This window comes from Vibrio sp. HM8-C (genome assembly GCF_058630515.1).
Window position 1 is genome coordinate 297,633 of record NZ_JBMMKS010000002.1, and the last position, 12,194, is coordinate 309,826.

The 12,194-nt window shown below is 41.5% G+C and carries 10 protein-coding genes; 3 read left to right on the forward strand and 7 right to left on the reverse strand.

The features are described 5' to 3' along the window. Positions 1 to 77 precede the first annotated feature (77 nt). Positions 78 to 506, forward strand: coding sequence for an HIT domain-containing protein (locus tag ACOSVQ_RS04335; protein ID WP_491981345.1), 429 nt, complete (start codon positions 78 to 80; stop codon positions 504 to 506). A gap of 82 nt (positions 507 to 588) precedes the next feature. On the opposite strand, the gene ACOSVQ_RS04340 is transcribed toward ACOSVQ_RS04335, so the two are convergent. The 5 genes from ACOSVQ_RS04340 to znuA all read right to left on the reverse strand — a co-directional run bounded on the left by ACOSVQ_RS04340 (position 589) and on the right by znuA (position 8,428). Further along, complete coding sequence (locus ACOSVQ_RS04340) at positions 589 to 819, reverse strand: FeoC-like transcriptional regulator (RefSeq protein ID WP_491981346.1); 231 nt, start codon at positions 817 to 819, stop codon at positions 589 to 591. Further along, complete coding sequence (gene feoB / locus ACOSVQ_RS04345; RefSeq protein WP_491981347.1) at positions 816 to 3,089, reverse strand: Fe(2+) transporter permease subunit FeoB; 2,274 nt, start codon at positions 3,087 to 3,089, stop codon at positions 816 to 818. Before feoB ends, ACOSVQ_RS04340 begins: the two co-directional genes overlap by 4 nt. Continuing rightward, a complete protein-coding gene (locus ACOSVQ_RS04350; RefSeq protein WP_491981348.1) occupies positions 3,089 to 3,316 on the reverse strand; it encodes a FeoA family protein in 228 nt (75 codons plus the stop codon). The genes feoB and ACOSVQ_RS04350 overlap by 1 nt, the downstream gene beginning before the upstream one ends. Positions 3,317 to 3,984: 668 nt before the next feature. Beyond that, the gene (locus tag ACOSVQ_RS04355; RefSeq protein ID WP_491981349.1) at positions 3,985 to 7,335 is read right to left on the reverse strand and encodes a helix-turn-helix domain-containing protein; all 3,351 of its coding nucleotides are present in this window, start codon (positions 7,333 to 7,335) and stop codon (positions 3,985 to 3,987) included. Positions 7,336 to 7,546: 211 nt separating this feature from the next. After that, on the reverse strand, positions 7,547 to 8,428 hold the full coding sequence (znuA, locus tag ACOSVQ_RS04360) for a zinc ABC transporter substrate-binding protein ZnuA (protein WP_491981350.1): 882 nt from the start codon (positions 8,426 to 8,428) through the stop codon (positions 7,547 to 7,549). A gap of 80 nt (positions 8,429 to 8,508) precedes the next feature. Between znuA and znuC the strand changes: the two genes are divergently transcribed. Beyond that, complete coding sequence (gene znuC, locus ACOSVQ_RS04365) at positions 8,509 to 9,297, forward strand: zinc ABC transporter ATP-binding protein ZnuC (RefSeq protein WP_491981351.1); 789 nt, start codon at positions 8,509 to 8,511, stop codon at positions 9,295 to 9,297. Next, entirely contained in the window at positions 9,290 to 10,072 is a 783-nt protein-coding gene (gene znuB, locus ACOSVQ_RS04370) for a zinc ABC transporter permease subunit ZnuB (protein ID WP_491981352.1), read from the forward strand. The genes znuC and znuB overlap by 8 nt, the downstream gene beginning before the upstream one ends. 70 nt (positions 10,073 to 10,142) lie before the next feature. Here the strand turns inward: znuB and sucD are convergent, their stop codons facing one another. Continuing rightward, on the reverse strand, positions 10,143 to 11,015 hold the full coding sequence (sucD, locus tag ACOSVQ_RS04375; RefSeq protein ID WP_491981353.1) for a succinate--CoA ligase subunit alpha: 873 nt from the start codon (positions 11,013 to 11,015) through the stop codon (positions 10,143 to 10,145). Continuing rightward, positions 11,015 to 12,181 (reverse strand): ADP-forming succinate--CoA ligase subunit beta, encoded by a 1,167-nt coding sequence (gene sucC / locus ACOSVQ_RS04380; RefSeq protein WP_491981354.1) that lies wholly within the window; start codon positions 12,179 to 12,181, stop codon positions 11,015 to 11,017. The genes sucD and sucC overlap by 1 nt, the downstream gene beginning before the upstream one ends. Positions 12,182 to 12,194: the final 13 nt, after the last annotated feature.

Here is a 12,194-nt window from a genome sequence, read left to right on the forward strand (position 1 = left end):
AAAGGTTGGCGAGATGCCAACCTTTTTTGTTTTGCTTACCGTATAATCATTTTCAGTTTCTATCATGGATGTTCTATATGAGTTTTCACCTTCACCCACAACTTGCCAAAGATACCGATGTGATTGGCCATTTCCCACTTTGTGTTGCTCTACTCCATAAAGACAATGCTGTCCCATGGGTTATCTTAGTTCCGAAGAAAGCCAATTTAAAAGAACTGCACCACTTACCAATGAAAGAGCAGCAACAGTTTCTTGTTGAATCTCAAGCAGTAAACCAAGCGTTAGAAGCACTGTTTCAACCAACAAAATTGAATCTCGGCGCATTAGGTAATATGGTTCCCCAACTGCATATCCATCATATTGCTCGCTTTGAAGATGACGTAGCTTGGCCAGGGCCAATCTGGGGAAATACCAAAGGCATTTTTCGAGATGAAGAACTGCAAGAAGAGATGTTAGTGAAACTACGTAGCTTACTGTCGATGAGCAAAATTTTTGTCACCGCTTAATACTGTCTAGCTCTACGTTTAGAATCCGTTAATACTCAAAATAAAGCCGCGTAATTACGCGGCTTTATTCTTATTTCGAAGATTACATGGTCACGGTAACTGAAAGGCTATCGGCTCGGTTCATTACATAACGTACTCTTGTTACGTATTGAGCGACATTGGTATCGATTAGACGAGAAATAACTCCCTTCTTAATCCATATTCCAAGCATCGCATCAACCCCATCTTCACTCATCGAAAAACGTTTCGCGAGATCCTTTCGAGTGATGCTACCTTGCTCTTCAATAGCCTGTTTCAGTTCCGTTAAAATCATGCCACTTGAACCTCTAGAATCTGTTGTTTACGCCCTGCTTTCTTAAGCATTTGGAATACAGCGTAGTAGACAGCAATGATAACGACAATCCAACTGATACTTGATACAGGGTGACTTGTAAAGTTCGCAGCTTGATAGAAAATTGCCGAACATCCGTAAGCTAATCCCATTGTCCAAGCAGCAATAAAGTACGAATACTTTTTACCAAATTCGCGAACATATGCACCCATCGCTGCCACACACGGAGTGTACAGAAGGATCATAATCAGGTAAGCAAACGCTGCACTGCCACTTTCAAAGTGTGAGTTTAAGTTACCAAAGATTGAAGAATCTACTTCTTGTTCTTCCGCTACAGCTTCGTTATCAGACAGGTCACCAATTTCAATGCCTAATGGGTCAGAGAAGCTTAATCCCATCAAGTTTTCAGGAATTGACATCACCGCTTCTTCCAAACTTGCCATCAAATCAAATTCAGCTTCTTCCTCATCACCTACAGAGGTGTAAAGGTTGTTCAACGTGCCTACAACAGCCTCTTTGGCGAAGATACCAGTGATGATACCCACCGTCGCAGGCCAGTTATCTTGATTTACACCAATAGGTGCGAATATTGGTGTCACAACTTGCGCTGCTTTCGATAACACCGATGCTTCACTATCTTCATTACCAAATGAACCGTCTGTACCCACAGAGTTCAAGAAGCTCAGAATAGCAACCACCAAAACAATGGTTTTGCCTGCACCAAGAACGAAACGGTTTAGCTTTTGCCAAGTTTTGATCAATACGTTTTGCAACGTTGGTAGCTCGTAGTCTGGCATTTCCATCACTAAACTGTCGCTTGAACCTGGATACAGTGTCTTCTTCAAAACCCAACCAGTGAATACGGCAGCAACGATACCTAGAATATAAAGAGCAAACACGATGTTTTGACCACTTTGCGGGAAGAAGGCCGCCGCAAACAATGCATAAACAGGTAAACGTGCACCGCAAGACATGAACGGAGCCATAGACGCAGCAAGCTTACGTTCGCGCTCTTGGTCTAAGGTACGAGTTGCCATGATAGAAGGTACGTTACAGCCAAAACCAAGCACCAAAGGCACAAATGCTTTACCCGGAAGACCGATTTTTTGCATCACTTTATCAAGCACAAATGCGGCACGGGACATGTAACCAGAGCTTTCCAAGACAGCTAAGAACAAGTACAAACAAGCAATAACAGGAATAAAGGTCGCTACGGTTTGGATACCGCCGCCAATACCATCCACCAGCACTGTCACAAGCCAAACTGGTAGATGATCATCCAGCAAATAGTGTCCACCATCAACCAGAAGAGCTCCAACCCCGATATCAAAGAAATCGATAAATGCGCTACCAATGTTGATGGAGAACATGAACATCAAATACATGACCACAAAGAAGAAGGGCACACCAACCCATTTATTTAAGATGATTTGATCCGCTTTCTCCGTAAAACTATGGCTTAGCTTGCCTTCGCTACAACGAATTTGTTTACATTGCTCATGCAAGAATGTGTATTTGATATCAGCGACATGCAGGTCAATATCCAGACCACACTCATGTTGCTGCTTATGAACCTCAGCACGATCAGCTTCTGACAACCCATTAATCACCATCAAATCGTTTTCAAGCGAACGAATCGCTAATGCGCGAGCCGAAACATCTTGTTCTTTAAACAAAGGCATTAAGTTTTGAATGCAAGCTTCAAAGCTTTCTCCGTAATTCAATTCAATCTCTTTCAGAGCAATGCCCTGAATAAGCTGCTTATGCAGTTTTTCTTTGAAGCGGCGAACTTGATCTCGGTTATTGGCGGAAAGCGTAAATACAGGGCACCCCAACATTTGCGCTAACAGTTTTGTATCGATACGTTGGCGCTCGCGTTTCAAAGCATCCATTTTATTCAGCACAACCACCATCGGACGGCCTAACTCACGCAGTTGTAATGTCATATATAAGCTGCGTTCGAGACTGGTGACATCAACAACGTTAATAATCAGATCTGCCGGATGTGTTAACACCGCTCTAGATGCAATCGATTCATCAATACTGTTACTGTCATTGCCGCTATCTAAAGCGTAAATCCCAGGTAAATCCGTCAGTCTAAAATCATCACCTGAATGCGAATAACGTCCGGTCTTCTTTTCGACAGTAACGCCAGCCCAGTTACCGACTTGTTGTTTTGCACCTGTAAGACCATTAAACAGGGTTGTTTTACCGCTGTTTGGGTTACCAACTGTAAGCACTTGATATTGCATTATGCTCTCTCCACTTCTATGGCCGAAGCAATGCTCTCGCGCACTGCCAAAGATATCCCTCTCACTTCAACCTGAAGCGGATCACCCATAGGTGCTCTACGAATTAGCTTCACTTCTGTATTTGGCAATAACCCCATCACCATAAGCTTCTTCCTAACCTCATTAGACAAACCGTTCATAGTCAGAACAGTGCCTCGGTCGCCATCATTTAAGTCAGATAGTTTCATGATTAATTTCGCCAATCGTAGTGTTAATGAGAAACATTTTTATTTGATGTATTGAATAATACGCCCCAATAACCCAACAAATATTGCGTGAAATCAAACATTGCTAAAATGATAACTCCGTCCAATGGTTCCCCTTTCTCGTTAAAAACGTCAATTTCAGAAATAACACTTTGATTTACATGTCTTAACAGCTTTATTTAAAACAAACAAAATTTCATTTAATTTTTTAAAAATCATAAGTTTAATTAAGTATTTTTTGTTTGTCGGTTTTCTTATGCAAAATTGTCGTTAATTTTATAAGGGTATAAGTACGGTTTGATTATAGTCAGCCCGTCTTCACACATTCTCGAAGACATTTATTCCAGAAGTGATGCTATGTCACTCCGGCAGCAAGCGAAGGTGTCTTTGGCACCCGTGGTATAGTCCCCCGGCTATACCACGGTTTTTTTTATCTGCTAGATTTTCGACTAAAAAACCACCCCACATCTAGAATCTTTTCCCTTAACTACGCATCAGTTAAATAAAGTAAACGTTACGCTCAGTTCTCGCTTTCTATAAACCTATTGAGAAGAATGAGTATGAAATGGCGTGCAGCAAAAAAGCCACTCCGAAATATCATTCAGAATGGCTTAGAAAGTGCGAATTCTTTAGATGACAATCACCATCAACTAATCTTGGTGTTCATCAATGAACTGTGTAGGTGATAAGCCAAAATGATGTTTAAAACGTTGACTGAAGTATGAAGGGTCATTGAAACCACATTCGAAGGCAACTTGGGATACTTTTTCACCACTTAGCAAGCGTTGGCAGGCTTTCTCCAATCGAACTTCGTTTAGATACTCTTTAAAAGTTTTGCCTGTCGCGGTTTTAAATCGTCTCTGGAAACTTCGTTCAGACATGTACAGCACTTTAATAACATTCGCGGTACTAAACTCAGCGTCAGAGAAATTATCCGTAACAAGTTGTTCGACTTTGTTAAGCCAAATAACCTCAGAATCATCCAGAACATTTCCGTTAAACTCTTTAGTAAAAGTGCTTATATCACTATCTAAAGATTCTATTTCTGCCTTTGGCCAAGACATCTGTACTACGTTTTGCTCTTTAGATACATAAACATGTATTTCTCCACCAGCCTGTTCTACAAGATCGCTAAGCTGGTTTAATGCAAATCCCGATGTTGTCGTCATCGTCTGCATTATATTCTTCGCACTGACACCTTGATCAGTCATGGTAACCAAAACACGGTCATTAGCTTCATAGCAGCGCACAAAAAATGTCTGGTTTTTATAAAGTCGCTTAATGGCTTCGGCCAACAGAGCATTGAAAATGACATCGAGGTTAAACTGCTGCAGCTTTACATAGTATCTTCTGCTTTCAATCTGCGAATCCAGATTCATTCCCGCAATTGAAAACTCGTCTTGCCAGCTGGTGACGACAGATTCCAGAACCAAAGATAGATTATGAATGAGTAAAGTCGAGTCGCTATCTGAGCGTACGTTTTTAACTTGTTCGAGTTCGATTCGTGCTTCTTCAGCCAATATTTCCAACTCGGACTGTTCAGCTTGGCGAGCACCAAGCTTTAGCTTTTCTAATCTAGGTTCAATAGTTGACAGTATGTTCTCCAACAGAGCATGGCGAACTTGAATCTGCTTTCTCAATTGCAGGTTGTTGCTAAGCACAATCTTACTCTGGTGTCTAAGTTGGCTGGTTTTTAAGTCAACTTGCTCTTTAAGTAGACGGTTAGCTTTCGTCATCATTCTAGAACGCCACCAGACAATCAATATCAGTAGAGATATCAAACTGCATACGTAGGCAACAAAGGCTGCGATCGTTAAATACCAAGGCTCTATAATGTGAAATACTAAATGACTTTCCAGTTTATTACGCTGCTCTGCTGTCGAACTCCGTAAATGTAGTAAATAGTTACCAGGACGTAACCCTTCAAGTGTAAGTTGAGAACCATCTATCGGCAGCCAAGGACTACTTTCAGACAGCTTATACTCTAAGTTCAAATTTACCGTTTGAGGTAAAGCGCCAAACGTTAAGCTAAGTGATCGCCCATATTCAATACTAAACATTGAAGGACTACCCACGGACAGTAATTTATCATCAACTTTCACTTGGCTGATAATGACCGGAGAGTGAGGCAAATTAGATACTGATAGCTCTTCGGATGATACCTTAACCAAACCAAGGGACGAACCAATGGCTAGCTGCGGATACGGAGAGCTTCGGCTAGACGAACAAATACCGGGTAGAAATTCGTTATTGATCAATCCGTAAGGTTCACCAAAATGCTTCTTTACATCCCCAATGAGGCTGTAAAGTGTTAATCCTCTTGAAGAGGATAACCATATTCCTTCCGATGTTTCCATCAAACATTTAGGGCTGATACTGTCTTCAGCCAACGCTATTGGTTGAAGTTCATTTCTTCCAACTGACTGCTTGTAGACACCATAATCACTAGCGAACCAAACATTACCATCACTGTCTTCTATAACCGAATGGGTTTGCCCATACTCATTACTGGAAATATTAAAGGTAATCCTCTGATCTTTGATTGAATACGTACCATGTTCTGTACCGATAATAATGCCGTTATACCTTGTCGCCTTTAAAAGTGTCACGTTAGCAGGCAAGTAAGCATCAACAATCCAGTCATCACCATATTCAACAAATGCATGACTATTGGGATTATAAGACCACAACTTATTACCAGAAACGCCCCAAAGTTCGCCATTACTATCAATGTCTATTCTATCTACTTTGGCGTGACTTAATAAAAGTGGCAGAGAGACATTTAATATTTTTCGCTTAGCGACGTCAAAACTCACTAAACCTTCATCAGTAGCAAGCCATAAATGATGACCTTGTAAGATGGAATCATTAACCTGACCTTCAAAAATGAGTGTCTGCAGTTTCTGATAACTATTATTAAACTTCGCCACACCGGTATCAGTTGTCAGCAAAAACTCATCACTGTCAGAGAGATAGGCTAGATTTTGAATATCTGAACTCAAAGCATCCTTGTTGAGTTGTTTAGTCAACACGCGGCTAAACTTTTGACCAAACATTGAGTAGTAAAAAACGCCTTTCTCTGAAGCAATCCATATTCCACCTTGCGAGTCGTTCACAAGAGAGAAAATCTTATGACCTTTTAGCGAGTAATTACTATGAACGTTGCTTTTTAACTTGGTCGTACTTTGATTCAACAGTGAATGCACGAACAACCCGTTTTCAGTGCCTATCCAGTATTCATTTTCTGTTTCAGCAATAGACAATACGTGAGACTTAGCTATTTTTTGTGGATCTTTCGTCTTGTTATTCAGGTCAATAAGTAAGACGCCATCTAACTTCCCTACAAGCATCTCCCTGCGTTTTTCAGAAAAAAACAAAGTTTCAACGTAGTCATCCCCCGAGCGAGGAACATGGTTGAAGCTATGATTTTCAGATAAGAAAACACCAGAATTGGTTGCCAATACCCATTTTGAAATACCGAAAGTTGCATCGTTAACAACTACCCTCTTTGATTTATCAAAGTGAGTGAGCATTTTGAGGGAGTAAGATTCAAGCAACTGTGTTTGCGTATTATAGGTATAAAAGTAATCTTGGCTGACTAGCCAAACTGAATTCCCCGAAATACCAATTTTGTCTACCACAGTCCCTGCAGCTAGAGAAATGACAGCATTTTTCTCATCGTTCGTTGATATCTTAGTAAGGCTGCCGTCAATAACCGTCCAGAAAGCGTTATTTAAATAGACCAGTTGTTGGTAATCATTTGATAAGAGTGAACCCTGCCTTGGCAGTACCGCTTTTCCGTCGAAGAAACGTACTTTTCCATGCACATCATGCAGCCATATTCCACCTGCATCTCCAACAAACAGACTTTTCGCTGCATACACCTTACCTTGAGTTTGTGTTGGGAGCGGATAAAAGACAGAGGGGGATTTTTCAATGGCATTTGCTGAAAAAGAGCCAAAATAAACAACAGCGAAGATAATAGACAGTAAGCGATACAAAATAAGCCCTTTCTACGACCGAAGAGGTTTTCGCAAGTTAATTCGCGATGTAAAAGAACGGGTATTGTATAGAAAAAAGACAATAGTTGTAGAAGGAATTGAAATTAAATTTGCTTTCGCAGTCTGTATCACACATGAAAGGCTGCATATCTACGCCTTTCATGGTGTAACGCTCTTTAAACGCCATTCCTAGCAGTCAGGCTTTATAACACTACTTCGATAAACAATTGTAAAAGCTGTCGCTCATGGAATTTAGAAACGCAAAGTAACTGCCTTGCTTAACAGGAATATCCATCCCTAGAGGATCTAACACTCCCGTTTTAGCATCACTGCCTCTAACTACACTTTCAATCACCGCTGGCTGAAATTGTGGTTCAGAGAAAACGCATTTTGCTTCATTGGCAGCTAAAGCTTTACGTATGCCAATAAGGGTTTTCGCACCTGGTTTTCTATCTGGGCTAACTGTAAAGTGACCGATATTATTTAGCCCATAATGGTGCTCAAAGTAATCATACGCGTCATGGAAAACGTAGTATGGCTGTTGTTTTACACTTTCTAATTTCGCTGCGATTTTTTCATCTGTCATATGCAATGAAGCAACGAATTCATTCAAATTCTTGGCATAAATGTCTTTATGCTCTGAATCCATATCAATCAGTTTTTGTACAATCGCGTTTGCTACTTGCTCAACTTGCTCGACACCTAACCAAAAGTGGGGATCATGCGTTCCATGGTCGTGACCATCATCATGGTGATGATCCTCTTCACCATAGGCGCGTAGTTTTAAATTAGGTATCTGGCTCAAGGTCAAAACATGATCTTGCTGGCTTAGTACTTTATCTAGGAATGGTTCAAGATCTTTACCGAACCAAATAACCAAATTGCTGCTTCGAATTGTCTTCACATCTGAAGGTCGAAGAGCATAATCGTGGGGTGAAGCATTTTCTGACAGCAATACCTGTGGCTCAGTGACTCCCAGTGTCAGTTCATGTGTAATCATCTGGATAGGTTTAATACTGGTCAGAATGGTATTTGCCCAACCAGAAATAGGTAAGGCAGCAAGACTCAGTAATAGAAAGATTCTAGAAAACATGGGATGTGGTATATCCTGTAGCGTTAAATTTGGATAAATGTTACATTATAACACCTATCAATTGCAAATGAGTTCCATTAATGTCAGCGCTTATTGAGTTGCAAGATATCTGTGTAGATTTCAACCAACTCCGAGTATTAGATCGCGTCAATCTTGTTCTCTCTAAAGGAAAGATTACGACCCTTATAGGTCCAAACGGAGCTGGGAAATCCACTTTAGTAAAGGTGTTATTAGGCCTTCATGCTCCAAATTCAGGCAAGGTCCTGAAATCCAAAAATATTAAGATTGGCTACGTCCCACAGAAACTCAAACTAAATGATACATTACCGCTGACTGTTGAACGTTTTCTTAAACTTGCAGGCAAATATAGCCGCCAAGAACTGGCTGAAGCGTTGAGATTGGTTGGTGCAGAACATTTGGCAAAAAATGATATGCACAAACTCTCGGGTGGTGAAAACCAGCGTGTGTTACTTGCACGGGCACTGCTACAAAGACCTGACATCCTTGTATTAGACGAACCAGCTCAAGGCGTTGATGTCCAAGGCCAAATTGACCTTTATGACCTTATCAATACCATTCGTCAGCGTTTTGGTTGTGCTGTGTTTATGGTTTCCCATGACCTTCATCTGGTGATGGCAAAAACCGATGAAGTGATCTGTTTGCATCACCATGTATGTTGTTCTGGTACACCAGAGCACATTACTAAACATCCAAGTTATATTGCATTATTTGGTGACCGTAGCCGCGAAACATTGGCGTTTTATCACCATAACCATGAACACCATCATCATGATCTTTCTGGTCAGCCAGTTAAAGGCGATGCTGGTACATGTTCACATCATTCCCATGGTCATCATCAACATGATTGAATTTCTACTTCCATCGATTCTTGCTGGTATTGGTATCGCCATTATTGCAGGACCATTAGGCTCTTTTGTCGTTTGGCGTAAAATGGCCTATTTTGGCGACACTTTGGCCCATGCTTCACTAATGGGGCTAACGCTAGGTTTCTTACTTGATATCAATTTGTATTTTGCTCTTCTTATCTGTTGTCTTGGATTGGCATTTGTTTTGGTTACCCTACAAAAGCAACAACTCGTAGCTACAGACACTCTATTAGGTATTTTGGCCCACAGCTCTTTGTCTCTAGGCTTAATTGCAGTTAGCTTTCTAGACAACGTGCGAATTGACTTAATGAGCTACCTATTCGGTGATTTACTTGCTGTGAACCCTGCAGATTTAGTCTTTATATGGAGTGGTGTTGTAGTTGTAGGTGCAATTCTTTACCTATTTTGGCGACCATTACTTTCAAGTAGCGTCAACGAAGAGCTTGCGTCTGTAGAAGGTATCAATATCGATTTAATGCGTTTGGTTTTGATGTTGCTAGTGGGCTTAGTAATTGCCGTCGGTATGAAATTTGTGGGTGCATTAATCATGACTTCACTGTTGATCATTCCTGCAGCGACTGCTCGTCGACTTTCTAAAACACCAGAACAAATGGCGCTGTTTGCATCGCTTATTGGCATTATCAGTGTACTGTGTGGTTTAACCTTATCATGGCATTTTGATACGCCAGCTGGCCCATCTGTTGTAATTAGTGCAAGCAGTATGTTTATGCTCAGCCATATTGCTAAAAGAAGCTGATACCATCTTTATCTAAAAAATAAAAAACCCAAGCCTAAGCTTGGGTTTTCTTTAACCACAGGTAATGATATTACCAACCTGTTACTTCACGTAGAGCTTTACCGATGTCAGCTAGGCTCTTCACGGTTTTCACGCCTGCTGATTCTAAAGCAGCGAACTTCTCTTCGGCTGTACCTTTACCACCAGAAATGATTGCGCCAGCGTGGCCCATACGTTTACCTGGAGGAGCTGTAACACCAGCAATGTAAGAAACAACCGGTTTAGTTACGTTTGCTTTGATGAATGCTGCAGCTTCTTCTTCAGCTGTACCACCGATTTCACCAATCATTACGATTGCTTCAGTCGCTGGGTCTTCTTGGAACAGTTTAAGAATATCGATGAAGTTTGAACCAGGGATTGGGTCACCACCGATACCAACACACGTAGACTGACCAAAGCCTTCGTCTGTAGTTTGTTTAACTGCTTCATAAGTTAGAGTACCAGAGCGAGATACGATACCTACTTTACCTTTCTTATGAATGTGTCCTGGCATGATACCGATTTTACATTCATCTGGAGTAATAACACCCGGACAGTTCGGACCAATCATACGTACGCCAGTTTCTTCTAGCTTCACTTTCACATCGATCATATCGATGGTTGGAATGCCTTCAGTAATTGTTACGATTAGCTGAATGCCTGCGTCGATAGCTTCTAGAATTGCATCTTTACAGAAAGGTGCTGGAACGTAGATAACTGTTGCTGTAGCGCCAGTTGCTTCTACTGCTTCACGAACAGTGTTGAATACAGGCAGACCTAGGTGAGTTTGACCACCTTTACCTGGAGAAACACCACCTACCATTTGCGTGCCGTAAGCGATCGCTTGCTCAGAGTGGAAAGTACCTTGACCGCCAGTAAAACCTTGGCAGATCACTTTAGTATCTTTGTTAATAAGTACAGACATTATTTGCCCTCCGCAGCAGCAACAACTTTTTGAGCAGCGTCAGTTAGCGACTCAGCTGCAATAATATCAAGACCAGAACTTGCAAGAACTTCACGACCTAGCTCCGCGTTCGTACCTTCTAGACGAACAACAACTGGAACATTTACGCCAACTTCTTTCACTGCTCCGATAATACCTTCTGCGATCATGTCGCAGCGTACGATACCACCAAAGATGTTTACTAGAACGGCTTTCACATTGTCATCAGATAGGATGATCTTAAATGCTTCAGCAACACGTTCTTTCGTAGCGCCGCCACCTACATCTAGGAAGTTAGCAGGCTTGCCACCGTGTAGGTTAACAATATCCATTGTACCCATTGCTAGACCCGCACCGTTAACCATACAGCCAACGTTGCCATCTAGAGCTACGTAGTTTAGTTCCCATTGTGCTGCATGTGCTTCACGCTCGTCTTCTTGAGACGGATCGTGCATTTCACGCAGTTTTGGTTGACGGTACATAGCGTTTGAATCGATGTTAATTTTACCGTCTAGGCACAGTAGGTTGCCTTCGCCGGTAATAACAAGCGGGTTGATCTCAAGTAGAGCTAAGTCGTACTGTGCGAACATTTGGCCAAGACCCATGAAGATCTTAACGAATTGTTTGATTTGGTCACCTTCAAGACCAAGTTTGAACGCAAGTTCACGACCTTGGTAAGCTTGTGGACCGACTAGCGGATCAATCGCAGCTTTGTGAATTAACTCTGGAGTTTCTTCAGCAACTTTTTCAATCTCTACACCGCCTTCTGTTGAAGCCATGAAAACAACTTTACGTGTAGCACGGTCAACAACTGCACCTAAGTACAGTTCATTTGCGATGTTTGATGCTTCTTCAACCAGAATCTTAGCAACTGGCTGACCATTTGCGTCTGTTTGGTATGTAACTAGGTTTTTACCTAGCCATTTTTGAGCGAACTCTTTTACACCTTCTTTAGTATCATGAAGTTCTACACCGCCCGCTTTACCGCGACCACCAGCGTGAACCTGACATTTAACTACTTTTTTCGCTGTGCTAATACGGCCAGCAGCTTCGAAAGCTTCTTGTGGCGTATCACATGCATAACCTTCTGGTACAGGCAAACCGAATTCTGCAAACAGCTGTTTGGCTTGGTATTCATGCAAATTCATTGTGTTATTCCGT

Coding starts and splice junctions, on each gene's coding strand:
- ACOSVQ_RS04335 (WP_491981345.1), top strand. CDS start 78: ATGAGTTTTCACCTTCACCCACAACTTGCCAAAGATACCGATGTGATT.
- ACOSVQ_RS04340 (WP_491981346.1), bottom strand. CDS start 819: ATGATTTTAACGGAACTGAAACAGGCTATTGAAGAGCAAGGTAGCATC.
- feoB (WP_491981347.1), bottom strand. CDS start 3,089: ATGCAATATCAAGTGCTTACAGTTGGTAACCCAAACAGCGGTAAAACA.
- ACOSVQ_RS04350 (WP_491981348.1), bottom strand. CDS start 3,316: ATGAAACTATCTGACTTAAATGATGGCGACCGAGGCACTGTTCTGACT.
- znuA (WP_491981350.1), bottom strand. CDS start 8,428: ATGTTTTCTAGAATCTTTCTATTACTGAGTCTTGCTGCCTTACCTATT.
- znuC (WP_491981351.1), top strand. CDS start 8,509: ATGTCAGCGCTTATTGAGTTGCAAGATATCTGTGTAGATTTCAACCAA.
- znuB (WP_491981352.1), top strand. CDS start 9,290: ATGATTGAATTTCTACTTCCATCGATTCTTGCTGGTATTGGTATCGCC.
- sucD (WP_491981353.1), bottom strand. CDS start 11,015: ATGTCTGTACTTATTAACAAAGATACTAAAGTGATCTGCCAAGGTTTT.
- sucC (WP_491981354.1), bottom strand. CDS start 12,181: ATGAATTTGCATGAATACCAAGCCAAACAGCTGTTTGCAGAATTCGGT.